This window comes from Leyella lascolaii, from assembly GCF_900079775.1.
GTDB classification, from domain to species: Bacteria; Bacteroidota; Bacteroidia; order Bacteroidales; family Bacteroidaceae; genus Prevotella; species Prevotella lascolaii.
The window spans coordinates 353,929-379,710 of sequence record NZ_LT556038.1 but is presented as its reverse complement, the minus strand read 5'-3'; the positions used below and the strand labels follow the sequence as shown (position 1 = coordinate 379,710).

21 protein-coding genes are annotated in these 25,782 nt (G+C 51.9%); 9 read left to right on the top strand and 12 right to left on the bottom strand.

Going from position 1 to position 25,782, the window contains the following annotated elements:
- The first annotated feature begins 1 nt into the window (after position 1).
- Positions 2-562, top strand: a complete 561-nt coding sequence (locus tag BN4609_RS07425; RefSeq protein ID WP_068855945.1) for a 7-carboxy-7-deazaguanine synthase QueE — start codon at positions 2-4, stop codon at positions 560-562.
- Entirely contained in the window at positions 559-1,986 is a 1,428-nt protein-coding gene (cls, locus tag BN4609_RS07420) for a cardiolipin synthase (RefSeq protein ID WP_021992363.1), read from the top strand. Before BN4609_RS07425 ends, cls begins: the two co-directional genes overlap by 4 nt.
- A gap of 98 nt (positions 1,987-2,084) precedes the next feature.
- Here cls and BN4609_RS07415 read toward each other — a convergent pair whose 3' ends face one another.
- The 3 genes from BN4609_RS07415 to BN4609_RS07405 are packed head-to-tail and all read right to left on the bottom strand — an operon-like array spanning position 2,085 to position 3,926.
- The gene (locus BN4609_RS07415; protein ID WP_021992362.1) at positions 2,085-2,615 is read right to left on the bottom strand and encodes an RsmD family RNA methyltransferase; all 531 of its coding nucleotides are present in this window, start codon (positions 2,613-2,615) and stop codon (positions 2,085-2,087) included.
- Positions 2,612-3,427 carry a DUF3822 family protein gene (locus BN4609_RS07410; RefSeq protein ID WP_068855943.1) on the bottom strand — a complete coding sequence of 272 codons (816 nt, stop codon included), beginning with the start codon at positions 3,425-3,427 and terminating at the stop codon, positions 2,612-2,614. Before BN4609_RS07410 ends, BN4609_RS07415 begins: the two co-directional genes overlap by 4 nt.
- On the bottom strand, positions 3,408-3,926 hold the full coding sequence (locus BN4609_RS07405; RefSeq protein ID WP_241033224.1) for a hypothetical protein: 519 nt from the start codon (positions 3,924-3,926) through the stop codon (positions 3,408-3,410). Before BN4609_RS07405 ends, BN4609_RS07410 begins: the two co-directional genes overlap by 20 nt.
- A gap of 216 nt (positions 3,927-4,142) precedes the next feature.
- On the opposite strand from BN4609_RS07405, the gene BN4609_RS07400 reads away from it, so the two are divergent.
- Both BN4609_RS07400 and BN4609_RS07390 read left to right on the top strand, forming a co-directional pair.
- A complete protein-coding gene (locus BN4609_RS07400) occupies positions 4,143-5,639 on the top strand; it encodes an ATP-dependent DNA helicase (protein WP_068855941.1) in 1,497 nt (498 codons plus the stop codon).
- A gap of 1,793 nt (positions 5,640-7,432) precedes the next feature.
- Positions 7,433-8,368 carry a hypothetical protein gene (locus BN4609_RS07390; RefSeq protein ID WP_068855938.1) on the top strand — a complete coding sequence of 312 codons (936 nt, stop codon included), beginning with the start codon at positions 7,433-7,435 and terminating at the stop codon, positions 8,366-8,368.
- Positions 8,369-8,768: 400 nt separating this feature from the next.
- Here the strand turns inward: BN4609_RS07390 and BN4609_RS07385 are convergent, their stop codons facing one another.
- Positions 8,769-10,133, bottom strand: coding sequence for a TrpB-like pyridoxal phosphate-dependent enzyme (locus BN4609_RS07385; protein ID WP_068855936.1), 1,365 nt, complete (start codon positions 10,131-10,133; stop codon positions 8,769-8,771).
- 97 nt (positions 10,134-10,230) lie between these two features.
- On the opposite strand from BN4609_RS07385, the gene BN4609_RS07380 reads away from it, so the two are divergent.
- The gene (locus BN4609_RS07380) at positions 10,231-11,682 is read left to right on the top strand and encodes a sodium:solute symporter (protein ID WP_068855934.1); all 1,452 of its coding nucleotides are present in this window, start codon (positions 10,231-10,233) and stop codon (positions 11,680-11,682) included.
- Positions 11,683-11,886: 204 nt separating this feature from the next.
- Here BN4609_RS07380 and trxB read toward each other — a convergent pair whose 3' ends face one another.
- Positions 11,887-12,834: a thioredoxin-disulfide reductase gene (trxB, locus tag BN4609_RS07375; RefSeq protein WP_068855932.1), complete on the bottom strand. Its 948-nt coding sequence runs from the start codon at positions 12,832-12,834 to the stop codon at positions 11,887-11,889.
- A 4-nt stretch (positions 12,835-12,838) separates the two neighbouring features.
- The gene (locus BN4609_RS07370; protein WP_021993766.1) at positions 12,839-13,387 is read right to left on the bottom strand and encodes a glutathione peroxidase; all 549 of its coding nucleotides are present in this window, start codon (positions 13,385-13,387) and stop codon (positions 12,839-12,841) included.
- 211 nt (positions 13,388-13,598) lie between these two features.
- Here BN4609_RS07370 and BN4609_RS07365 point away from each other — a divergent pair, with 211 nt between their 5' ends.
- Positions 13,599-14,255, top strand: coding sequence for a hypothetical protein (locus BN4609_RS07365; protein ID WP_068855930.1), 657 nt, complete (start codon positions 13,599-13,601; stop codon positions 14,253-14,255).
- Between the two features lie 190 nt (positions 14,256-14,445).
- On the opposite strand, the gene BN4609_RS07360 is transcribed toward BN4609_RS07365, so the two are convergent.
- The 5 genes from BN4609_RS07360 to BN4609_RS07340 form a co-directional block, all read right to left on the bottom strand.
- Positions 14,446-15,372: a DNA/RNA non-specific endonuclease gene (locus BN4609_RS07360; RefSeq protein WP_068855928.1), complete on the bottom strand. Its 927-nt coding sequence runs from the start codon at positions 15,370-15,372 to the stop codon at positions 14,446-14,448.
- 128 nt (positions 15,373-15,500) lie between these two features.
- On the bottom strand, positions 15,501-15,752 hold the full coding sequence (locus BN4609_RS07355) for a type B 50S ribosomal protein L31 (RefSeq protein WP_021993763.1): 252 nt from the start codon (positions 15,750-15,752) through the stop codon (positions 15,501-15,503).
- A 96-nt stretch (positions 15,753-15,848) separates the two neighbouring features.
- The gene (locus BN4609_RS07350) at positions 15,849-17,480 is read right to left on the bottom strand and encodes a hypothetical protein (protein WP_068855924.1); all 1,632 of its coding nucleotides are present in this window, start codon (positions 17,478-17,480) and stop codon (positions 15,849-15,851) included.
- 38 nt (positions 17,481-17,518) lie between these two features.
- The gene (locus BN4609_RS07345) at positions 17,519-18,364 is read right to left on the bottom strand and encodes a DUF5689 domain-containing protein (RefSeq protein WP_068855923.1); all 846 of its coding nucleotides are present in this window, start codon (positions 18,362-18,364) and stop codon (positions 17,519-17,521) included.
- Between the two features lie 12 nt (positions 18,365-18,376).
- Positions 18,377-20,926 (bottom strand): TonB-dependent receptor, encoded by a 2,550-nt coding sequence (locus BN4609_RS07340; protein ID WP_068855922.1) that lies wholly within the window; start codon positions 20,924-20,926, stop codon positions 18,377-18,379.
- A gap of 1,144 nt (positions 20,927-22,070) precedes the next feature.
- On the opposite strand from BN4609_RS07340, the gene BN4609_RS07335 reads away from it, so the two are divergent.
- The 3 genes from BN4609_RS07335 (at position 22,071) to udk (ending at position 24,448) form a co-directional block, all read left to right on the top strand.
- Entirely contained in the window at positions 22,071-23,123 is a 1,053-nt protein-coding gene (locus BN4609_RS07335; RefSeq protein ID WP_068855921.1) for an endonuclease/exonuclease/phosphatase family protein, read from the top strand.
- Positions 23,120-23,746 (top strand): uracil-DNA glycosylase family protein, encoded by a 627-nt coding sequence (locus BN4609_RS07330; RefSeq protein WP_068855919.1) that lies wholly within the window; start codon positions 23,120-23,122, stop codon positions 23,744-23,746. Before BN4609_RS07335 ends, BN4609_RS07330 begins: the two co-directional genes overlap by 4 nt.
- 75 nt (positions 23,747-23,821) lie before the next feature.
- Positions 23,822-24,448 (top strand): uridine kinase, encoded by a 627-nt coding sequence (gene udk / locus BN4609_RS07325; protein ID WP_021993757.1) that lies wholly within the window; start codon positions 23,822-23,824, stop codon positions 24,446-24,448.
- A 34-nt stretch (positions 24,449-24,482) separates the two neighbouring features.
- Here udk and BN4609_RS07320 read toward each other — a convergent pair whose 3' ends face one another.
- Positions 24,483-25,136 (bottom strand): DUF308 domain-containing protein, encoded by a 654-nt coding sequence (locus BN4609_RS07320; protein ID WP_068855917.1) that lies wholly within the window; start codon positions 25,134-25,136, stop codon positions 24,483-24,485.
- Positions 25,137-25,782 lie beyond the last annotated feature (646 nt).

The following is a 25,782-nucleotide window of genomic DNA, read 5'->3' as shown; positions in this document are numbered from 1 at the left end:
GATGAAACGGATAAACGACATTTTCTACTCCATTCAGGGCGAGGGACGCAACGCCGGACGTGCCGCTGCGTTCGTGAGATTCGCTGGCTGCAACCTGAGATGTGCGTTTTGCGACACCGACTTCGACTCTTTCCGCCTCATGAGCGATGAGGAAATCATATCCGAGATAAGCCGTTGGCGCGCCCGTCTGGTGATTCTCACCGGGGGCGAGCCAACGCTCCAGACCGACGCTCCGTTCGTCGACAAGCTTCACGAAGCCGGTTTTGAGGTGGCGATGGAGACAAACGGCACCAACATTCCGCCCGGCAACGTCGACTGGATAACCTGTTCGCCCAAGACGGGAGTGAGGCTGCGACGCTGCAACGAGCTTAAATGTCTGTTCGACGAGAACGGTCCAGCCGACAGCTTCGGCATAGAAGCCGACTATCATTACCTCCAGCCGTGCGACACAGGTGACGAGGAGCGCAACCGCCGCATAACCACCGCCTGCACGGAATACGTTAAGGAACATCCCGAATGGCGTCTTTCGCTTCAGACACATAAACTCGCAGGCTTCAAATGATATACATCCACTGGATTCCCGTGTTGCTTTATGTCCTTCTGGTCATAGCAACTGTAGTCACTGTTTTGCTTGACAACCGCCAGCCGGTGAAGACAGTGACGTGGATACTGGTGCTTATTTTCATCCCTGTAATAGGTATTCTGCTCTACATCTTCTTCGGACAGAACACGCGGAAGATGCGTTTCATCAGCCAGCGCAGCCTCGACCAGCTCACCCGACGCTCCATGTTCGGTTTCACGGAGCAGACCGATCTGCAGCTGCCGGAGCGTTACAAGCCTCTCATACAACTCTTCAAGAACCAGAGCCTGTCATTCCCTTTCAAGGACAACGAGGTGGAGTTCTATACCGACGGACACTCTTATTTCCTGTCACTCCTGCGGGAGATAGGTCTCGCCCGCAACCATATACACATTGATGTGTACATCATCGACGACGACCCGTTGGGACGTCTTGTCTCCGACGCGCTGATAGACAAAGCCCGCCAAGGCGTGGAGGTGAGGCTGATATACGATGATGTGGGTTGCTGGCATGTTCCCAACGCCTTCTTCGAACGCATGCGCGACGCGGGAATCGACGTTCATGCCTTCATGCCGGTGAAGTTTCCGGCGTTCACGAGCAAGATAAACTACCGCAATCACCGCAAGCTCTGCGTCATCGACGGCACCGTGGCGTTTCTCGGCGGAATGAACATTGCCCGCCGGTATGTCAGCGGCACCGCCTCCGGACAGCAATGGCGCGACACCCATCTGCGCGTGCGTGGCGGGGCGGTGTATGCCGTGCAGTGTGCGTTTCTGATAGACTGGTATTTCGTGGACCGCACGCTCATCTCCAACCGCAAGTATTATCCCGCTCCGGGCACGGGCATCGCGGGCGGCTGTCTGGCACAGGTCGTGACGAGCAGTCCCATCGCTCCGTGGCCCGACATCATGCAGGGATATGTCCGCATACTCCTTGAGGCAAAACAGTATGTGTATATGGAGACTCCCTACTTCCTTCCGACGGAGCCCATACTCTTCGCCATGCGCACGGCTGCGCTGTCGGGTGTGGACGTGAGACTGATGCTGCCGATGCACGGCGACTCGCGACTGCTGGAGTGGGCGAGCATGACCTACGTACTCAATACGCTGAGAGCGGGCGTTAAGGTGTATCTGTACACCTCCGGATTCAATCACAGCAAGCTTCTCGTGAGCGACGACTATCTGTGCACATGCGGCTCTACGAACATCGATTTCCGCAGTTTCGAGAACAATTTCGAGGCAAACATATTCCTTTACGGCAAGGAGACGGCTATGCGTGCAAAGCGTATATTCCTTGCCGATCAGGAGCAGTGCGTCACCTTCGAGTCGGCTTTCAGGAAGAAGAAGCGTCCGTTCCTGCGCAGGCTCGGTGAGTCGCTCGTGCGTCTTCTGTCGCCTTTGTTGTGACAGAAAAGTATTTTCCGTATATCCTTGTTTTTCATGCCGGTATGCGTCATAGGCAGGCGCATGCCCTTGTCTGCGCAGCACTCATGCCGCCTTGTGTGTCATCTGAAGAGCGAGAAGTTCACGCTGCCGTAGCTGCGGTGCTCCACAAACCGTTCGTGCGAGGAGAAGTCGTTGTCCTTTCCGTGTTCGAACACCAGCAGTCCGCCCTCCTTCAGCAGTCCTTTCTCAAATATGAGCGACGGTATGCCGGGCAGTTCTTTCAGCGCGTATGGCGGGTCGGCGAAGATGAAGTCGAACTGCTGCCTGCAGCTCTTCATGAATCTGAAGGCGTCGCCTCGTATGAGCATGCATGCGTCGGTGCCTATCTTTGTCATGCACTGGCGTATGAAAGCCGCATGGTCGCGGTCTGCCTCCACGCTCACCACGCGGCTGCACCCGCGCGAGAGCAGTTCGAGCGATATGCTGCCCGTACCTGCGAAGAGGTCGAGAGCCGTCGTGCCGTCCAGCTCCATGTATCCGTTCACCACGTTGAATATGTTTTCTTTGGCAAAATCGGTGGTAGGCCGCGCCTTGAACGAGCGCGGAATGTCGAAGTGACGTCCCTTGTACAGTCCTGTTATTATCCTCATCTTCCTTTTGCGTAATACACCTGCAGGTCGAACGGCAGCCCTTTCATCTCGGCTGCCGCAGGGAATCCGAAGTCCGCCGCAGGGTTTATCGTGTAAACGTTGGCTATGTACTGCCTGAGCAGTGCGGTAAGTGTGTCGCGGTAGGTCATGTCTCCTGCCATGTGCAGTTCAGCCTCTGTGGCGTCCAGTCCGAGCTGTTTCCACACATACATTATATAATACAGCACATCGTTGGCGTGTGTTGCCTCAAACGAGTTGCAGTATACGAATCGGTTCTGTCTGAAGCTCATCAGCTCCACCCGTTTGTCGTGGAAGTATGCGAAGAGCTTTCGGTGTGCTCCGGTGAAGCTCCTCCGGTGCATGTAGTTCCACACGGGCTGCATCAGCGGCATCACGGTCGACTCGGGAAAGTTGTCGTCCACCACCAGCTTCAGGTCGCTGTTCATGGTGAACGCAGCCACTGCGTTCTGTCCGGGCAGTACGGCTGTGAGTATGCGCTCGCTCTTTCCGGTGGTGAATATGTGCGAATAGAGCATGTCGGTGTTGTTGTCCTCATATTCCTCTATCGGTATCATGAGCACCGGAGTGTCTGTCATCACCGTGGCAGAGGCATACTTCCGTCTGAGCAGTCTGCTCTCGGCGAACGCCAGTCTGAGGTTTGCCGCCACCGACATGCCGGGATTCACATCATACGGCTCATAGTCGATGCCCCCTCCTTCAGCCCTTTTGTCGGTGGCGAACGATAAGGCGTTGGTGCTCACTCTTATTGTGAGGCGGCTGTTAAAAGAGTTGTTATTCCCAGTTTCCGTCATTGTCGTTTGGTGTTGTGAGGTCTCCTATTTTCAGTCCCGGATATCGTCCTTCAGCCTCCGCCTGTTGTGTCAGACCGTCCGTAAGCCCCGGGTCGAGTCCCTGCAGATAGGTCTTGTATTCGGCTCCGCACTCCATGAGCGGCACTTTGCGTCCGCTCTTGGTGGTCAGGACGGTGGCTGAGAGGCTGAAACGCTGCGCTCCGGCAAACGGCACATACTGAAGGGAGTCGGCGAGGAAACCGCCTTCTGTGAGCTGGGCGAAGCTTCCGGCATAGCTCCCTGTGGCGTTGCGGTAGCGTTCCTGCGCAGCCCTTATGGTGACGAGCCGCATCTTCACGGCTGTCTCACGCTCCGTCCGCTCTTTCTCGAAGTTCACCGGCGTGCTGATGCTCATGGCACACACCGCGGTCAGAGCCGCGACGCACACCGTCAGCACGATGTTTATGGTTCTTGTGGATAGCTGCATGCGCATGATGCCTTTGCCTTTAATGTCTGTCAATGATTATGCAAACTTACGAAGAATTTTCGTAAATACGGCAGCGCGAGGCTCTTTTTCGCCTAATTTAATGGGCTGGCGCGGTCTTATGTCATGTAAAAAGACTAATTTTGCATGTGCCGTGCGGAAAGGACGGATGCCATGTCACATACTTGCGTACGCAGCGTGGCAGGCTTCTGACAATGCGCGGCTGGCATATATAAAGGAAGGAAAGAAATAATGATAGCCGACGAACTGACATACATGATAGCCGACAGTCTCGGCTTCAGACCCACAGACGAGCAGCTGGCTGCGATGCGCACGTTTGCCGGTTTTATGACCGACCGCTCCGACCGGGTGCTGATGATAATGCGCGGTTCTGCCGGAACGGGCAAGACATCGGTTGCCGGAGCGATGGTGCGCACCATGAGACGGCTGGGCTGCAAGGTGGTGCTGATGGCTCCTACCGGACGTGCGGCGAAGGTGTTCGCGCTCAACGCAGGTCATGCGGCATGCACCATACACCGCCGCATATACCGCCAGAAATCGCTTGGCGGAGGATTCAGTCTTGCGCCCAACATGCTTTCGGACACGCTGTTCATGATAGACGAGGCGTCGATGATAGCCAACGCCGGTTCCACGGACGCCCTTTTCGCTGGCGGACGGTTGCTTGACGACCTCACATCGTTTGTATATGGCGGACGCAACTGCCGAATGATACTCATCGGAGACCGCGCGCAGCTGCCTCCGGTGGGCGAGGCGGAGTCGCCGGCACTGAGCGCGGGGTTCATGGAGGGCTACGGACTGCGGGTGTATGAGAGCGACCTCAACGAGGTGGTGAGGCAGGACAGCATGTCGGGCATACTCTTCAACGCCACCGCCATACGCCGCATGATAACGCACGACGGGCGCACGCTCATGCCAAAGGTGAGGCTCGGGGCGTTCGCCGACGTGGTGAGGGTGAACGGCAGCGAGCTCATCGAGACGCTCGCCTCGAGCTATTCGGCGGTGGGCATGGACGAGACGATGGTGGTGACGCGCTCCAACAAGCGTGCCAACATCTACAACCAGGGCATACGCAACACCGTGCTGGGGCGTGAGGACATGCTCACCACGGGCGACATGATAATGGTGGTGCGCAACAACTATTACTGGGCTGAGAAGGACGCGCCTGCCGATGCGGGCATAAAGAAGGACGCGACCAAAGGGGCAGACCGTGGGGAGGACGACACCGCGGACACAGCGACGGCGGGCATATCGTTCCTTGCCAACGGCGACAGGGCTGTGGTGCAGCGTGTGAGAAACGTGCGGGAGCTGTATGGGTTCACCTTTGCCGACCTGTGGATGCAACTGCCCGACTACGACAACTATGAGCTGCAGGCAACCGTCATAACCGACAGTCTGACCACAGAGGCACCTGCTCTGACGCGCGAGCAGAACAACAGGCTGTTCGAAAGCGTCATGGAGGACTACGCGGACATACGCCTTAAGGCTGACCGTATAAAGAAACTGAAGCAGGACCCTTACTTCAACGCGTTGCAGATAAAGTTCGCCTACGCCGTGACATGCCATAAGGCGCAGGGCGGACAGTGGGCTCACGTGTATCTGGATCAGGGATACATGACCGACGAGATGCTCACTCCGGAGTACATCCACTGGCTTTACACGGCTTTCACCCGCGCCACCGAGAAGCTGTTTCTTGTAAACTGGCCCGAGAAGCAGACTGCCGCGGACTGACGACCGTGTGGCGGACGCTGTGAAATATGGGTTTTTATTGGTGACGTAAGGGTAGTGTCCGCCGGTTATAACGATGGCGTCCGCCTGTAGAGACGCAAAATTTTGCGTCTCCCGTGCAATGTGGCGAGGTGACAGTTTGTTTTTTATACCGTGTATATGTTGCGCATACTTGCTTGTGAGACGCAAGATTTTTGCGTCTCCCGTGCAATGTGGCGGGCTGACAGTCAGTGTGTTATCCAGTTTATATGTTGCGCATTTTTGCTTGTGAGACGCAAAATTTTGCGTCTCTACTTAGTTAGTTTGTGACGGAAAAATATGGTTTTTCTCAAATTATAGCGGTGGCGTCCGCCTGTAGAGACGCAAAATTTTGCGTCTCCCGAGCAATGTGGCGGGCTGGCTGTCAGTGTGTTACGCCGTTTGTATATTGCGCATCTTTGCTTGTGAGACGCAAGATTTTGCGTCTCTACTTTGTTGGTTTGTGACGGGAAAATATGTTTTTTCTCAATTTATAACGATGGCGTTAGCCTGTAGAGACGCAAAATTTTGCGTCTCCCGAGCAATGTGGCGGGCTGGCAGTCAGTGTGTTACACCGTGTATATGTTGCGCATTCTTGCTTGTGAGACGCAAGATTTTGCGTCTCTACTTTGTTGGTTTGCGACGGGAAAATATGGTTTTTCTCAAATTATAGTGGTGGCGTTAGCCTGTAGAGACGCAAAATTTTGCGTCTCCCGAGCAATGTGTTGAGCTGACAGTTGATGTTTTATCCGGACAGTAAAAAATATTGACAATGTGCTTCTCACAGGCTCGTTATTCTCCGTCGCAGGCTGGTCTGTTCTGAAAAACGCTTGTTTTCGGGCTTTTGCGTATATCGTTGAATGTCAGTGGATTATGTTTTTCGCAATGCGTTGGGCACTTTTTCGCTTCGTCAAAGGGGCTTTTTTGTACGTCGGAAAAGGCTCTTTGGCAGTGTGATAAAGCCTTTCCTGTGGTGTGACAAAGCCTTTCCTGTAGGTCGGGTGTGTCCTTGCGGCTGCGTTTGACATGCTTTGTTGCCGGGTAGGGAAGTGTCTATGACGGTTCGGGACCGGGTATTTTGTTGTCAGGATAACGTTTTCTGCGTCATTGAGCGATACTTTTCAATGTCTCATCAGTGTGTCGGTTGATTTCTGTTTTCCGGTTTGTCATAATTGGAAGTGTGTTTTTTTGGTAAATTTATTTTACATCACTGCGTCCTTACTGCCGCTTTCACGTGTTGCCGCGCATCGCGCCATGCGGTTTGTAGGAGGTGGAGTGGGGGAACGCGCGGCATCGGATGATGATAAAATACAGGAGATATGGCGTGGGGTAATGGGATATTTTGTATATTTGTATAAAATAGGATTCGGCTCGGCAACATCAATCCTGGTAAAACAAAGTTTTCCCGTCTTGCTGCTGCACTCGCCTTTCGCTATTTTTGTATAAAATAGGATGCGGCTCGGCAACATCAATTCCGGTAAAACAAAGTTTTCCCGTCTTGCTGCTGCACTCGCCTTTCGCTATTTTTGTATAAAATAGGATGCGGCTCGGCAACATCAATYCCGGTAAAACAAAGTTTTCCCGTCTTGTCGCTGCACTCGCCTTTCGCTATTTTTGTCAAAAATAGGATGTGACTCGGCAATGCCAAAGTGAGAAAGTCATAGCCTTTCCGCTTTGTCGCTGTTATGGTCTTTCACTATATTGATGACGGACGTTTGGATGAGCCGTAATATGATGATTTTTGTGTGAGAAAAACGTTAAGAAAACAAGGATATGATATGGAGGTAAGGACAAGAACGGGAACGGTGGACATATATGAGGGCGCGCGGTTTGCGGAGATGGCAATCGCCGGGTGTCCTTTTCTGGGTATGTGCGTCATGGAGGCACTTTCCGAGCCTGACGTGAGTGTGCGGTCTGACGGTTACAGATATTACACATGGAAGGCAAGGGACGTCAGGACAGGTGAGGTTACGGTCTATGGAGTGAGCGAAGAGACTACGGCGTACACTCCGAAACTCTATCCGATGGACTCGCCGTTGGTGGTGGCGTGGCTGGAGAGGCTTGATGATGCCGCGACTGAGGCAATGAAGGAGAACAGGAGGAGTGACGAAAGCGATGTGAGGGAAGAGGCGTGCCGGAAGGAGACTGACGTGGAACAGACTGACGGACATGCGGCTGGCGGTGTGGAAAAAACGATTGACAGGACGACACCGCCGTCCGCCACGGCGCATGCCGCAGACGGTGGCGAAGGGCGTGACATAGGTTGCGGGATTGCCGTGATGACTTCCGGAAAATCGTTTACGTTAATAAACAGGACAACGGGGAAGAGGCGTGAGTTTGTGTCGGAGAACGGACAGGTGCTTATGGACGACAGTGAGATAGACCTTGAGAGCATACACCGGCGGTTTGAGCATTGCTGGTGTGCGGACGAAAAGCACGCAAGATACAGGTTCGGACTGTACTGCGGCTTTGAGGACGGTCTGTGCGCGCTGTCGTGGACGATATATCCCGACGGACGGTATTTTTCCGATGACGGCGGATTCGGGGCGGACGACAACGGGGAGGAGAACGTCTATTGCATCATAAACACTGATATGGAGGTTGTCGTCCCGTTCCGTCCGATGGATGATGTGAGGGAAGAGCTGAGGCGGGCGGCACAGCACACGCACCGCGACAATCGCTGTCGGGACGACAACGGGACAAGCGTTGATTAGGCGTTTAACCCGAATCGGTCATTAGAACGCCGATTATAACATTTAATGTTTATTGTCAGCTCTTCATCCTTTTTCCGCACTGCTGCCGTCATCTTGTATCCTGCTTTTTCTCGATGTAGCCCGCTACATCTTCGATAAAGCAGAATACAATCCGGCTGACAGCAGCACGAAATAAGAATGGAAGTCTAATAACCGATTCGGGTTTAATCAGAACTGGTCATAATGATTCATCCGAATGAAACGCAACAGCCTTCATGCCGGTTTCCTGTTCGGTGGAAGATGTGGATTGACACACCTCGAACAGCAGGAAACGGACATGAAGGCAGCTTTATGACATGTGAATGAAGAGCCGGCAACCATTCGGAAAACCGGCTTTGGCTGTATGATTACCGGTCAGGGTTCAATCTAATTTCGGCACTCCAGCCAGATATTTTCTTATCTCCTCGTCGCTTATGTTGTAGTCGGAAAGGTCTCCGTTGAGATAGCTGTCGTAGGACGGCATGTCGATGAGTCCGTGTCCGCTGAGGTTGAAGAGTATCACCTTCTGCTCGCCGCTTTCCTTGCATTTGTAAGCCTCGCGTATGGTGGCTGCAATGGCGTGGCAGCTCTCCGGTGCGGGCACGATGCCCTCGGTGCGCGAGAAGAGAAGCCCTGCCTTGAACGATTCGAGCTGCGGAATGTCAACACCGTGCATCATGCCGTCCTTGATGAGTTGCGAGATGATGACGCCCGCACCGTGGTAGCGCAGACCGCCCGCGTGTATGTTGGCAGGCTTGAAGTCGTGTCCGAGTGTGAACATTGGCAGCAGCGGAGTGTAGCCAGCCTCGTCGCCGTAGTCGTAGCGGAACTCTCCGCGCGTGAGCTTGGGACAGCTCGAAGGTTCGGCTGCGATGTATTCTGTCTTGCGTCCTTCGAGGATGGTGTGGCGCATGAATGGGAAGGCGATGCCTCCGAAGTTGCTTCCGCCTCCGAAGCATGCTATCACCATGTCGGGATATTCGCCCGCCATCTCCATCTGTTTCTCCGCCTCAAGACCTATGATGGTCTGATGGAGAGCCACATGGTTGAGCACCGAGCCGAGCGCATACTTGCAGTTGGGCGTAGTGGTGGCAAGCTCTATGGCTTCGGATATGGCTGTTCCGAGCGAGCCGGAGTTGTTCGGGTCGCGTGTGATGATGTCCTTTCCGGCGCGTGTCGACATGGACGGTGAGCCGGTGACGTTGGCTCCGAACGTGCGCATGAGTATTCCCCGGTAGGGCTTCTGCTGGAGTGTAATCTTCACCTGATAGACGGCAGCCTCGAGTCCGAACACCTTGGCGGCGTAGCTCAGAGCCGCTCCCCACTGTCCGGCGCCCGTCTCGGTGGTGACATTGGTGACTCCCTCCTTGCGGCAGTAGTAGCACTGCGGCAGGGCGGAGTTTATCTTGTGTGAGCCGAGAGGGTTCACGCTTTCGTTCTTGAAGTATATGTGTGCCGGAGTGTCGAGTGCCTTCTCCAGCGCATAGGCGCGCACGAGCGGAGTGGAACGGTAGTACTTGTACATGTCGAGCACCTCTTCAGGTATGTCAATCCATGCATGCTCGGTGTCAAGTTCCTGTTTGCTGCACTCCAGACTGAATATGTGCGCGAGGTCCTCAGCCGTGAGCGGCTGCTTCGTCGCAGGGTTCAGCGGTCGCATCGGCTTGTTTGGCATGTCTGCCTGAATGTTGTACCACTGTGTCGGAATCTCCGATTCTTGTAATAGAAAACGTTTCTGCTTGTTCATTCTCTTACTTTTTTTGGTGAATGTAATTGCAAATGTAATGATTTTATTCATACTAAACGACAAATTGATAATAAAATAGTTAACTTTGTGAACAGTTATGATAATATTGTATACTTTATTCGCATATTTTCTGGTTCTGCTGCTCATAAGCCATGTGACGGGCGGCAAAGCCGACAACAGGACGTTTTTCAATGGCAACAGACGGTCGCCGTGGTATGTAGTGGCGTTCGGTATGGTGGGCGCGTCGATATCGGGCGTCACGTTCGTAAGCGTTCCCGGCATGGTGCTCACTGCCGACATGAGCTATATACAGACGTGTCTGGGTTTCATCCTTGGCTATTTCGCGGTGGCGTTCGTGCTGTTGCCTGTGTATTACAGGCTCAGGCTCACCTCCATATACACCTATCTTGACTACCGGTTGGGACGTTCCGCATACAGGACGGGTGCGTCTTTCTTCATCCTCTCAAAACTTACGGGCTCGGCGGTGCGCTTCTATGTGGTGTGCGCCATACTGCAACGGTTCGTGCTCGACGCTTTCGGCGTGCCGTTCGCCTTTACTGTCGTGGCGATGGTAGGGCTGATATGGCTGTACACGCGGCGCGGAGGCATAAGGACACTGGTGTGGACAGACACGTTCCAGACGCTTTGCATGTTTGCCGCGCTGATACTTATTATATATAATGTGGCGCGGCATCTCGGCATGACTATGGGTGAGGCGGCTGACTTGGTGGCGTCTGACAGCCGCAGCCGGGTGTTCGTTTTCGACGACTGGATGACCAGACAGAATTTCTGGAAGCAGTTTCTCAGCGGCATATTCATCGTCATCGTGATGACAGGACTTGACCAGGACATGATGCAGAAGAACCTTACGTGCAAGTCGCTGCGTGAGGCTCAGAAGGACATGTGTACTTACGGGTTCGCCTTCGTGCCTGCCAATCTGCTGTTTCTTTCGCTCGGTGTGCTGCTCGTCGCGCTTGCCTCGAAGGAGGGTGTGGCGTTGCCTGCGGCGGGCGACGAACTGTTGCCGATGTTCGCGGCTACCGGACGGATGGGCATGACAGTGGTTGTGCTGTTCACGGTGGGCGTGGTGGCGTCGTCGTTCTCGAGCGCCGACTCTGCTCTGACGGCTCTCACCACAAGCTGCTGTGTGGACATATGGTCGCGTCCGGACGACGAACAGTTGCGCCGTAAGGTGCATCTCGGCATGTCGGTGGCGTTTGTCGTGTTCATACTTCTGTTCCACTCGCTCAACAGCACAAGTGTCATCGACGCCATATATGTGCTTTGCTCTTACACATACGGTCCGCTGCTGGGACTTTTCGCCTATGGACTGCTGACGCGGCGCGGTGTCTCCGGACGCATGGTGCCTGTGATAGCGGTCGCGTCACCGTTGGTTTGCTTCGTGGCGGACAGTCTTTCGAAACAGCTGACTGGTTATGTCTTCGGTTATGAGTTGCTTATGCTCAACGGTCTGCTTACTTTTGCCGGACTGTGGATGACGGGCAAGAGACATGCAGGCAGAGGCAGCCGGAGCAGGGCGGAGATGTGACGTGAACTTGCGTAGCGGACCGTTGTGTGACTGCCGGTGATGATTTTATTTACGGAAAAAGGTTTTTATGGGATATAAAAAAAGCCATGTCCGACGCGCGGGCATGGCTTTTTCAGGTTTATGTTTTATTATTATACGAGTCTTGACCGTACGGCTCTGTCGTTCATGAATACTGCCTCGGAGGCGTGCGTAAGTGTCTGCGGCTCACTTGCCTTCAGCAGACAGATAGCGTTCAGCCTCGAGTGCAGCCATGCATCCGCTACCTGCGGCAACGATGGCTTGCCGGTACACGGAGTCTGCACAGTCGCCTGCGGCGAACACTCCGGGTATTTTTGTGCGCGGAGTGCCGTTGACGGTCTGTATGTATCCGGCTTCGTCGAGGTCGAGCCATTCACGGAACACGTCGGTGTTGGGCTTGTGTCCTATGGCGAGGAAGAATCCGTCAATGGGCAGGTCGTACCGCTGCTCGTCGGGTTCGCCTTTGCGTTTCACCACGTGAGCGCCTTCCACACCGCCCTCACCGTAAAGTCCTACGGTGTTGTGCTCATAGAGTATCTCAATCTTGGCGTTGTTCTCCACGCGGCGTTTCATCGCTTCGGAAGCGCGGAGATACGGTTTGCGCACAATCATATACACCTTGTTGCACAAGTGGGAGAGATAGTCAGCCTCCTCGCAGGCAGTGTCGCCGCCTCCCACTACAGCCACTGTCTTCTTGCGATAGAAGAATCCGTCGCATGTGGCACATGCGCTCACGCCCAGTCCGTTGTATTTTTTCTCGTCGTCAAGACCGAGGTATTTCGCGCTTGCTCCGGTGGCGATAATCACCGTGTCTGCCTCAATCTCGTCACCGCGGTCGGTTGTAAGCAGGTAAGGAGCTTTGGAGAAGTCAGCCTTGACGATTATTCCGTCGCGCACGTCCGCGTCGAAACGTTCTGCCTGACTGCGTAGGTCCTGCATCATTTGGTTGCCGTCGACGCCCTGCGGATAACCGGGAAAGTTGTCGACCATGGTGGTCTGCGTGAGCTGTCCTCCACTCTGCAGACCGCAGTACACCATCGGGTGCAGGTTGGCACGTCCGGCGTAGATGGCTCCGGTGTATCCTGCCGGACCGCTGCCGATGATGAGACAGCGTGTGTGTTCTCTGTTTGCCATTATCCTAAAGAAGTTCTTCTATTTGTTTTGATATGTTTTCTATGCTTTCTGTAGGCTCGAAACGTGCCACGACCATGCCTTTCTTGTTGATGAGGAATTTGGTGAAATTCCATTTGATGTCGGCTTTCTGCTTGTAGTCGGGGTCGGCTTCAGACAGCATTTTCTCGAGAACGGGAGTGAGGGGATGGCTCTCGTCCCATCCGGCAAAGCCTTTCTGCTCTTGCAGGAACTTGTAGAGCGGGTCGGCGTCTTCGCCGTTTACCTTCAGCTTCTTGAACCTCGGGAACTCTGTTCCGTATGTGAGCTTGCAGAAGTTGTGTATCGATTCGTCTGTGCCGGGTGCCTGCTGGCCGAACTGGTTGCACGGGAAATCGAGTATCTCGAAACCTTTTGAATGGTATTTCTCATATAGTTTCTCAAGCTCTTCGTATTGTGGTGTGAAGCCGCATTTGGTTGCGGTGTTTACAATGAGCAGCACTTCGTTGGCGTACTCTTTAAGTGACACGTCTTTACCTTTTCTGTCTTTAACTGTGAAATCGTAAACGGTTTTCATCTTTTTTTATTTTTTTAATGTTGTGGAGACAAAGATAAGTAATTTAAATGAGTATGAATGAAGCTTTTGGCATAAATTAATCTAAATGGTAGGAAATTCTATATGAAGCATAGGGAATTTCCTATCTTAAAATATGAAATATACCTTTGCGTAATAATGTTTATTTCGGTAACTTTGCCAATAGAATATAATGAATAAAAAATATACGGATATGAAACACTTGAAATTACTTTGGACAGCTATCGTTTTCGGAGTCCTGCCGTTCTCTTTCACGAGTTGTGATGATCCATGGGACTGGGATTATTACGATTATTACGGTGATTGGTATTATGACTACAACTGGTATGACGACGCGTTCGATTATGGTACGGATGAGCTGAGGCTCATAGCAAACACTCTGAGAGGCCATTGGGAGGGCACGATGAGGAACGAATATACTGACAATACGGGGCATCGCGTGTATGTGGACATGTATGTTTATTTTGAGTTCGACCAGTATAACAGCCGCTCTCTTAACGGACGGGGACGTGAGATAGACACTGTCGGCGACGAGAGTCAGGAGTTGAGGTTCTCATGGTATATTGATCCGCGTTCCGGGGATATACATATAAGATATGACGACAGCGGATATACGTTCGTGCTTGATTCCCGCGGCAACAGTCAGACGTCCGGATTCAGTCTTACAGACGATTATTTCAACGGTGTCATGGAGGGTGTCAACAACGATGAGCTCATCTTCTTCGACTGCGTGCGCACTACATTGGCAAAGCCGTCACAGCCGTGGACAACGCAGAGGAAAGCCGCTTCCGCCACGGACAGCGCAAAACTCAAATATACTGAAAACCTGAAGTTCAGAAGCAGAAAGTAGGGTTTCGGAAAGTGCGCGAGACTCGTTTGACGCATTGGAATATTCAGAAATTCATACAGATGAATCTTCCGGATAATGCCGGAGTGCATTGAAAAAGCGACAGGCAGGAACTTACATGATTCCTGCCTGTCGCTTTTTATTTTTTAATGCTGGTGTTCCGAAGACTTTGTCATGCCTTTGTCTAAGGCGGCTAAAGCCCCCACACATTCAGCACAATCTTTTTTTCAACCTCGTTTTCGGTCTTATCCGGAAGATTGCAGAAGAAATCTATGCCCGTCTTACGTTCCAGTTCATCTATTGTGATGGCGTAGTCGGCAAGGTCGTCATATGTTTTCCATTCATCCTTCTGCTCTGCCCAGAAAGCTATAGCACGGTATCCCATGCTGTTTTTGAGCAGACATGCCATGAAGAAATACCTTGGAACGATGAGCTTTCCCTGTATTCTCCTGATGATGTTGCTTTCCTTGTCTATCGTGCCACCCTTGCAGACGTAGAGCGTGTCGGTCGTTGCGGCTGGCGACCAGCTTCTTACCTTTTCCTCCATTCTCACCCAAAGACCCTCGCCCTTGTCGTTTCCGGACGAGCTGTAGCCGTTGAACCGCCTGTATTGCGGCTGCATGTTGGTAAGATAGAATGTCTGTTCGTTTGCCTTGTATGAGTATTTCCGGTCGGCGTTTGGGCATATGTGACCGTGGTCGAAGCCCGAACCGTAGAAGTAATCTTTGTCGAGATATTGTGAGGTTGTAAGGTTCGGGTCGAACAGGTAACCGTCAACCACGCGGCTGTAACTGCCGGTATATCCCCTGTGCATCTGATAGCACGACCATCGCTGAGCCTTTTTGTCACAGTCCCATTCAACGCAATAGTTCACCTCATCGCGGTCGTACTGCCTGTCTCCGGTAGTCCTGTGCACCAGCACAATGCTGTTTCCGCCTTTAAGCTTGGGGAATTCGAGTCTTTCGACAGCAGCGTCTGTCGTTACCACATTCCTGTTGGCGTTTGCCTCTTCGGTTGTCGTGCCGTTGCCGTTGCCACCATTATTGTCATCGTCGCTGCTGCATGAATACAGCGTGAATGCGATGCCAAGCAGACAAATAAGATATTTCAGATGTTTCATATGTCTGTTTTTATGTAGTAAAATAAATGTTTTCCTTAAATATGGAGAATTAAAAAAGTGCATTCATGCGTATATGCAACTACACATGAATACACTTTCCGTATATGTTTAAATATAAAATGATATATTTATTTACGTGTCTTTCCGTAACGGCTCATGAACTTATCCACACGACCGGCAGTGTCAACGAGCTTGTTCTTGCCTGTGTAGAAGGGGTGTGATGAACTGGAAATTTCGACTTTAACTACCGGATAAGTCTCACCTTCAAATTCTACTGTCTCTGTAGTCTTGCATGTAGAACGTGTAAGGAACATATCGCCGTTGGACATATCCTTGAATACGACGGGGCGATAGTTTTCTGGATGAATACCTTTTTTCATTTTATCTTAAATATAATTGTTAATTATGATTCTACGTAACAGGCTGCAAAATTACGAATAATTCTGCAGCCTGCCAAACGTTTTATGATAATTTATTTATTCAGCGTAAGTTATTTCCAGTTTCTGAACACGAACCTGAACTCCTCCTTTGATATCTGTGTGGTCATTAACCATCTTCCATACGTTTTCTGTTATGTCGGTATAAAGTTTGTCATTACCCACATAAATAGTTCCATTATAGCTATCGCATGTCACAACAATCTTTGCAATCTTCTTTGATCCGGTTACTGTCATGGAATTGAGTGCGTACATACGGACGCCCTTAGTCAACTCATAGAATTTCGGTGCGTTGTATCCACCTTCCTTTGCGAAGGCGATTGTCGTGCCATCGCTGAGTGTTACGAGTGTAGGGTCTGAGTTGTTTGCCCAACCGTATGTGTTAAGATCGCATGTGATTGTGTTTGCGGAAGCTGTAGCATCAGGGTCAATCATTGTAATGATATTTTCTGATTTTGTCACGGTAGCCTTGCCTTCACCGCCTGTTCCAGGCTTGTCTGGATCCTCACCAGGATTCTCTCCCTCTTCAGCTTTGCCTTCTTTCATCTTCAGGTTCTTAACCTCCCATGTTCCTGAACTGGTTTCGCAAGAATAGTAGAGTGCCATAACTACATTGTTCTTTCCTACAAATGTTTCGGGTACATTGGCTGAGTATGTATACCATGTTGTCCAGTCTCTGCCTTCAGTCAGTGTTCCTGTGATGTCGGTCCAGTTTGTTGTTGTCGGGTCACCGGTGTAGTTGTCTGTTATAAGAACCTTGTTGTTTATACCTTCAACAGGTGTACCGTAGTTTGTGACATATCTCAGGATATACTCAAATGTGATGTATGCACCTTTAGACGCGCTCAGATTCACAGGTGAGGATATGATGTAGCTTTCAGAAGGTGTTGTCTCTTTGGTAGCGTTGTCGTATCCGGTAGCTTTTGCCGTGCTGTAGTCGATAATCCAAGGTGTGCCTTTTATTGTCTTGACAGAGAAAGAACCGAAGCTGCTTGAGAATGGCTCGTCTATGTAGGCATCGCCTTCACTGGGAGTTTCGGGAGTCTCATCCACCTTGCCTTCCTGCACTTTCAGACTTTTCACCTCCCATGTAGAGGTTCTTGTCTCGCTGCATGTGTGGCGCAGTGCGATGACTGCTTTGCCTCCCATATATTCGGCCGGGATATTCACGTTGTTCTCCACGAAAGTAAAACTGTTGCCGAGTCCGTCAGTGTTGTAGTTCAGCACCTCCCATGTGGCGGTTGTCACGTCGCCTGTATAGTCCTTGCTTATCACGATGGAGTTGTTGGCGTTTATGTCTCCATATGTATAGTTCAGTGCGTGGTTGATGGTGATGTGGGCCTCGGTAACGTCTGTGAAATCTATTTCCGGACCTACGAGGAATGTCACGCCCGCCTGATATTCTTTCACGCCGTCGCCGTTGAAGTCCTGATATCCTGTCACCATGGCACTTGAGAAGTCGTTATACCAGTTCAGGTTTCCGCTCGCAGCTTTTGATGTGAAGTCGCCGAGCGACGATGTGAAGTTCTGGTCGAGGAGCACGCCTTCGGGCAGTTCCTGACCTCCTCCGTTGTTGTTAGGGTCGTCATAAGGCGCCGGAACGTCTTCGCAACTTGTGAATGTGAATGCCGCCATTGTGAGAGCAATCACCGAATATAATATCTTTTTCATAATGTTATCTTTTTGTTTATGTTATAATGTTGTTTTTGTTATTTCACTTCCTCAACGTCGTCTATCGAGCGAATTATTATCTCCCAGGAGTCGTTGTAGCGTTTGAATATGCCGGTAATGTTGCATTTGCCTTGCGGTACGGTACGTCCGGCGAAGTCGCAGTATGGCGATGTGTATATCATCACGCTGTTCGGCTGCTCGTTGAAGTTGAGGCTTACGGACTGGCTTCCGTTCGGGTCGGAGAAGGTTGTGGTCTCCGAAGCACCCTTTATCGTGACGTTCTTTATCACTCCGAGCTTCCCGCTGTCCTTGTCGAAGGTCCATTTGGTCTTCTCGTTTCCGTCGGCGAACACCTCAGGTTCAATCACCTTATATCCTCCGGTTATCATGAAGTGGTCCTGCCACAGGAATCTGTTCATCCGGCTCACGTATGTGTTGCCGTTCTTATTGGTGTAGAGAGTGCCTATTTCAGCCTGTTTGCCGTAGTTGCCCACGTATAGGTCCTTCAGTTCAACGAGTATTTCGGTTCCCACAGGCAGGTATCCGTTTATGCCACCCTGCGCTATCGCGATGATGATGGCTCCCGTCTCGTCCTGCAACGCTATCTCGTTGTAGATGTTGCCCTGCACGTCGTTTCCTGTGACATAGCCTTTTATCTGAATCGGCTCGGTCACTTGCTCGTATGCGTAGGACGTGTTTATCTTGTCCTTGAACATCTCCCTCACTTCGGCGATGGTCTTCAGGTTGGTTTCCTTTATTGAGTTGTTGCCGTAGGGTATGCTTGTCCCGTTGGGGTCATCCCAGTCGTCGTCCATACACGACGTGAGAGTCATGCCGCAAATGAGTGCGAGCATTATGAGTTTAAGATATTTCATATTTTTCATAATTGTCGTGTTTTAGAATTTGTAGGCGATGTTCAGCATTCCGTTTGTTCCGTAGGCATAGAATTTCATCGGGTTTCTTGAGAAGCGGTATGCCCTGATGTTTCCGGAGTTGGTGTAGTCGCTGCGGCTCTGTTCGTATCCTCCGGTGCATATGTTCTGGTTGTTGAGAATGTTTGTCACCATGAGGTTGATGGACAGCGATCCGTGTTTGAGGTATATGCTTCGTCCTATTGAGCCGTCGAGCATGAATCCGCCTTTGCCTTTGGCCTGTGCCACCGCTCCCGGACGGAGGTTGCCGTCGTTGTCGTATACGGTGCCGTATATCTCCTGTCTTCTGTCGAGAGTCTCCTTGTATCGGTAGCTCGGAGCGTAAGACAGGTATATTCTATCGTAGTAGTTGCAGTTAAGGTCGATGTACCATCCGCCCTGATGGTAGCTCACTCCGAGGCTTGCCGCGGTGAGCGGGGTGCCGGAGTCGCGCATGTCCTTGTTGTAGACGATGTCGTCCACGTACTGTGCGCTTGTGGAGTTCATGTATCTCACCTTCGAGTTCTCCAGTATCTTAGCCTCGCTTATCGTTCCGATGAGTTTCACGTCGAGTGCGCTTGTCACCTTGAATTTCAGTCCTGCCTCCACTCCGTAGTATTCTTTCTTGATGCCGGTGAGCGACACGTAGGAGAAGGAGTTGATGTCGTCGAAGTAGTAGTTCTGCCAGTCGGTGACGTTGGTAAGGCGGCTGTAGTAAGCGTTTATGTTGGCGTGGAGCCACGAGTTCTGCAACTGGTATCCGAGTTCGGTGCTGAACACGCGCTCGTTCTTGAGGTTTACAACGAAGTCGTTGTTTATTTCAGGTGAGGCGAATGCCGTGCGTGCCTGCGGAGCGCGGTGCTCGTAGCCTATTCCGAATGTGAGTGTGTTGCCCCGTCCGAGGTTGAGAGTGGAGCCGAACTTCACGCCTCCGTCGAGAAACTCAGCCGTCTTGCTCTTGCCGTATGAGTTGTTTGCCGCCATACCGTTGCGCATCTTGCCGTCGCGCTGCATTGTGGTGTATCCCATTTTCGCGCCTATCGTGTAGTGCAGCGGTCCGAAGTTCTCGCTGTAGCTTGTCCAAAGCTTGCCGTTGTTCACGAGCAGGTTGTAGTCGTAACCGAACCTGTCGCCGGTCTTCACGAGCGCGTCGCGGTTGTTGAGGTCGTACTGTATCTCGTCAGCGTCGCGTGAGTATGTGCCCAGCGCATAGGTGTTGATGTTGTGGTATGTGGTTGCTCCGAGCATATCCTCCATTGTCTGGTAGTGCATGCCTTTGTTTGTGGCGGCTATGATGCCTATGTTCCACGACTTGTCCTTGTCTATCTGCTTGTTGAGTGTGGATGCCAGCGACACGGTGAGCGCGTTGTTGTGCTTTGCCTGTATGTAGTACATGGCGTCCTGCCCCAGCTTTGATATCTGTGCGTTGGAGTAGTACAGGCGGTCCCAGTTTATCTGTCTGTTGGCTTTTGATGCTGTCCAGAACTGATAAGCCGTATTCCAGTCGGCAAGGTTCTGTTCCGTGCGGTTGTTGTAGTCGGTCTCGTCCCACACGTCGTAGTAGCTGCTCGGCATGTTCTTCCAGTAGTTGGGGTGGGGGTTGTCAGTGTTGTTGTAGTTGAGCTTTGTGTTCTTGTACATGCTGTATTTCCCCATGATAGACGTCGTGAGCTTCGCGTTGTCGCTGATGTTCCAGTCCCATGTGAGGAGAGCTGTGGGCGCGAAGTCGTTCACTATGCGCGAGTTGCGCTTCTTGCCGTTGTGATATCCCCAGTAAGGGTTGTAGAACTTGTCGTTCGCCAGCCAGTACATCTCGTCCGTACCTGCTCCCTGCGACGCGCGCTCCGTGGGGTTGCCCCATGTCGAGAGAGCCAGAGAGTGGCGTCCGTCTCCGAACACCTTCTGCACTCCGAGGAAGTAAGAGAGCGAGTTGTAGAACGTTCCTTCCACATAACCCTCGTTTGCCCATCGGTAGGTTACGTTTCCGGAGAAAGCCCAACCCTTGTCGCTCAGTCCGGTGTTGAATGTGTACATGCCGCGCAGGGTGTAGCTCCGGTTGGCTCCGCTGAGTGTTATTCTGTGTCCTGTGGGCATGTTTGCCGGTCTGAAGTTGTAGTTGTTGGCTCCTCCCATGCCCGGTACGGAGAATGTGTTGTACTCGAACGGGAGTGACGACTCCATGTTGCGTGTCTGCTGGTTGAGTCCTCCCACGAGCGAGTAGCGGAACTGTCCGCTCTCCATGTCGTTCATCGGTACACCGTTGATATAGACATCATTGAACTTCTGGTCGAACGCGCGGTAGCGGAAGCGTACCGGAGAGAAAAGATATCCCACCTCGCTTGCGAAGATGTTGGAGTTCGAGTTGACGATTGTCACGTTCTGCGACATGTCGTCGTCTTCGCCCAACTGCGCTTCTGTGAATGTGAATGCCGTTTCGCTTAGCGCCGCGGACTTCAGCCCTATGGAGTCTTGCTGCGCGTTCGCAACGGACGAACAGCAAAGGGCTATCACTGCTAATTTGAGCTTCTTTTGCATGTGTATAGAAATTATGTAGTTTGTCTTGCAAAGTAAGAAAATTATTTTTAATGGCGAAAGACTTTTTTATTAAATTTTTATGATTTGATGGTTTTAACACAGCAGGTGCCCTATTATTGGTGTATATTGTGATGTTTTTACCCCAAGACATTCATTGCCTCAAGCCCGGAGAGCGGTTGTGGCTTTTATATTGTAAAGTCTCAGGGGCGTATTGCGTTGTTTGCCGCACCGGTTCCGTATATGCTCCGGGTTACATTCCCGTCTTCTTGTCAAATCCTTAAAATCCGTCATGCCGCCATACATATATATATTTATGTGTCTGCCATTCTCCTGTCATTCCTTCTCATTGCCGCCGCCACACTGCCACCCGCTTTTTACCTGTTTAGTACGCCACATCTTCGATTAGGCAGAATACAATCCGGCTGACAACAGCACGAAATAAGAATGGAAGTCGGATGGTCTGTCCGGGTTTAACAATGTTAATCTCCTGTCCTTCGTTTTTTAACATTCCGTTCCGCCGCATTTTGTGTCTTCGCGACCTGTTTTCACTGTCCTGTGAGCCGATTCCTGCTTGTTCTCACCGTCCGGAAACCGTTCTTGCTGTCCGGAAAAGCCTCTTCCGCGTTTCCGTAAAGCCTCTGTCATGCCCTCGGAGAGGCTTTACGGTGTGACAGAAAAGGCTCTTCCGCAATGCAGGAAAGGCTCTTTGGGGGAGGTGGGAAGGTGAGAGGGTGGGGAGGTGGGGATGTATCTGGTTGTGTGTCAGTGGGTTGTCGTGTTGTGCTGTTTTCGGTGTTTTTCCGCGTTTCCGTGCGTCTCTTTATGCGAAAAGCGTTTTTACGTGTGCCTGAATGTTAAATTGCGGAGTGCCTGCAATGCCTGTGTGTGATTATAGTCAATCTGTGCCGTGCCGCGTCATCGTGCCTGCCACCAGCTCCACGAGCGTCATCTGTCTGCGCGCAGATGAAAAAATCGTATGCCATTGCGATTAAAATTTCATGAAAAATACATTTTATTCAAATTTATTACCGATATTTGCAGAAATTCACTGCTGCCGGCGCGGTATGCCGCCAAGCCTGTTCGGGTTTGTGTGAAAATGAAAGATATAATGTAAAAAAGCGAAATATATATTGTATATAAAGATATGAGAAAATTCTGTTATTTGATTTTGGTGTTGCTGCTGCTCTCGGTCAGTACCGGGATAACGGCACAGAAGAAATACTCGGCTTACGCCGTGGGGTTCTACAATCAGGAAAACCTGTTCGACACATGTCATGATGTGGGCAAGAACGACCACGAGTTCCTGCCTACGGGGTCGTATCACTGGAACGGTCTGAAATACTCCCACAAGCTGCGCAACATGGCACGTGTGCTTGCCGACATGGGCACCGACGTGCTGCCAGGGGTGGGATGCGCTGCCATCGGAGTGAGCGAGGTGGAGAACGCCAAGGTGCTCACCGACTTCGTGTCGCAGAAACCTCTCGCCGAGAGAGGATTCCGTTTCGCTCATGTCGAGGGTCCCGACAAGCGCGGAATAGACTGTGCGCTGCTCTACAATCCGGCTCTCTTCACTGTGCGCGACGTAAAGCTGGTGCCATATGTTCCTGAAGGCTCTATGCCGGAAGACTACATCACGCGCGGCTTCCTCACCGTCAGCGGCACCCTTGCGGGCGAGCATGTCGCCATCGTCGTGTGCCACTGGCCCAGCCGTTTCGCCGGTTCTTACTACCGCGAGGTGGCAGGACGCCAGGTGAGGGCTCTCAAGGACTCTCTCCTCAGGGACGATCCCGAGTGCAAGGTGATGGTGATGGGCGACATGAACGACGACCCCATGAACAAGAGCATGAGCGAGATGCTCTCGGCAAAGGCTGATCCAGACAAGACAGGAGAGGGCGACATGTACAACCCTTGGTATAACATACTGAAGAAAGAGGGGCGTGGCACGCTCATGTACAGCGGTTCGTGGAATCTGTTCGACCAGATTGTGATGACGCCTAACATGGTAAACAAGAAAGGCAGCAAGGACTACTCCACGCTCAAATATTGGAAAAACCAGATTTTCTCGCGCCCGTATCTCTTCCAGACCGAGGGCAAATACAAGGGTCAGCCCAAGCGTACCACGGCGGGAGGAATATGGCTCGACGGATTCTCAGACCATCTTCCGGTGGTCGTATACCTTGTTAAGGAGCAGAAATGAGCACCCGCGCGCAGCCGACACACAGCTTGCCGTCTGACGGACAGCCCCCTGTGGAGCGGCATCCGTTCGAGCCGTTTCTGCCGGAAGGGTGCCGCCTGCTCATGCTCGGCAGCTTTCCGCCTGCGGAGAAGCGTTGGGCGATGCGGTTCTATTACCCCAACTTCACCAACGACATGTGGCGCATCTTCGGCTTGTGCTTCCACGACGACAAGATGTTCTTTGTCGATGAGGAGCACAAGACGTTCCGTCTGCAACTCATAGAGCGGCTCCTGCGCGAGCGTCGCATAGGACTTTACGACACCGCATGTGCCGTGCGCCGCCTCAAAAACACTGCCTCCGACAAGGACCTTGAGGTGGTGGAGGCGACAGACCTGAAGTCAATGCTGCGCTCACTGCCCGAATGCCGGGCTGTAGCCGTTACCGGACAGAAGGCGTGCGACGTACTTTCCGAATGCTTCGGCATAGAGCGTCAGCCTGCCGTGGGCGCATGCGCCGACTTCCGTTTCGAGGGGCGCACGCTGCGGCTCTACCGCATGCCCAGCAGCTCGCGCGCCTATCCGATGAAGGTGGAGCGTAAGGCTGAGTTCTACAGACCCATGTTCAGCCGCGAGACATCACTCTGACCGTCTCCGCATGCCGGCTCTTCCGGCTGGCGTAGGACAGGCCAACGAACGACCACGAAGCATAAATCAAATCTTATGAATAAAGTAACGATTATAGGAATAGCCGGAGGAACCGGTTCCGGCAAGACCACAGTAGTGAGGAAGATTGTGGAGTCGCTGCCTCCGCATCATGTCGCCGTCGTGCCGCTCGACTCTTATTACAACGACACGTCACACATGACCGAGGAGGAGAGACACGCCATCAACTTCGACCATCCCGACGCTTTCGACTGGAAACTCCTTGTAAGGCATGTCAACGAACTGCGCGAGGGACGTGCCGTCGAACAGCCCACTTACTCCTATCTGAAGTGCAACCGTCTGCCCGAGACGGTGCATGTGGAGCCAAAGCCGGTGATTATAGTCGAGGGCATAATGACTCTTCTGAACAAGAAACTGAGGGATATGATGGATCTGAAGATATTCGTCGACTGCGACAGCGACGAACGTCTGATACGCAACATACAGCGCGACATAATAGACCGCGGGCGTACCGTGTCGATGGTTGTTGAAAGATATCTGAAGGTTCTCAAGCCTATGCACGAGCAGTTCATAGAACCTACCAAGCGATACGCGGACGTAATAATACCTCAGGGAGGCGACAATCTGAAGGGCATAGGCATCATCTGCAAGTACATTGAGGGCATAGTGCCCCATGAGGACTGACGGCGCGGAGCTCAGGTGAGCCGTGCGCGCGGTGTCAGTCGTTTTCTATAGCGGTGGGAAGGCTCTCGTCTTTCTCACCGTTTTTTTCTGCTTCGGCAGCCGCCTTCATGTCGGCAGCCTTCATCTTCTTGCGTATCAGGTATATCTTGATGGAGTTGACGCTCTCCGACACACCGTAGAGCAGCATGCACCATCCTATGACAAACAGCGGTGCGGAGGCGATGGCAGACGGCTTCATGAGCGCGATGAGTCCGACAAGAAGTATCACCGACGGCATTATCCAGAAGTAAAAGCCCACGCGGAACGTGCGCGAGATGGCGGCGAGGCTCACAAACTGACCAATGGCTCCGAGAATGAGGATGGCGGCGAGGATGAACATCAGCCACGAGATGAATGCTCCCGGCATGAGCGCGAGTATCAGACCGAGCACTATGCTTCCCAGACCTGTAAGCGGAAACGAGGGCTTGAAGCCGCTCAGTTGCCTGCCGTCGGCGTCGAACAGCTGCACGTCGTTATCGCGGCGGCGTGCCACGAAGTATGCCACGCACGAGATTACTCCCGACAGGAAAAACAGTATGCCGATGACAATGGTAAGCCACGTTACGGTCTCTTCCCTGTATTTTATCAGCAGTACGCCCATTATTATTGCGCTGAGGGCGCGTGCCAGCGAGCTTTGTATTATCTGCATGGATTCAAGTTTTTATAGTTTCTTTGTGTGATGCGGTTTTTATAACGTACGGAAATCCGGTAAGTACGGTTTCCGACTGTGTCTCAATATCCGTTTATATGTTTGCAAAGATAATGCGAGGCGAGTGCAACAGCAAGACGGGGAAACTAAGTTTTACCGGTCTTGATACTGCTGAGCCGACGCTTATCTTATGCAAAGATAATGAAAGTATGGCACATCACAAAGTCAGAAATGTGTTTTTTATTTTGCGGAACAGTGCTCTTTACTTACCTTTGTATAAGATAATCTGCACTCGGCAATGCAAGAGCAAGCTCTCATTGCGCTCGTTTGCATTATCTTTGTATAAGATAATCTGCACTCGGCAATGCAAGAGCAAGCTCTCATTGCGCTCGTTTGCATTATCTTTGTATAAGATAATCTGCACTCGGCAATACAAGAGCAAGCTCTCATTGCGCTCGTTTGCAATATCTTTGTATAAGATAAGCTGCACTCGGCAATGCAAGAGCAAGCTCTCATTGCGCTCGTTTGCATTATCTTTGTATAAGATAATCTGCACTCGGCAATACAAGAGCAAGCTCTCATTACGCTCGTTTGCATTATCTTTGTATAAGATAAGCTGCACTCGGCAATGCAAGAGCAAGCTCTC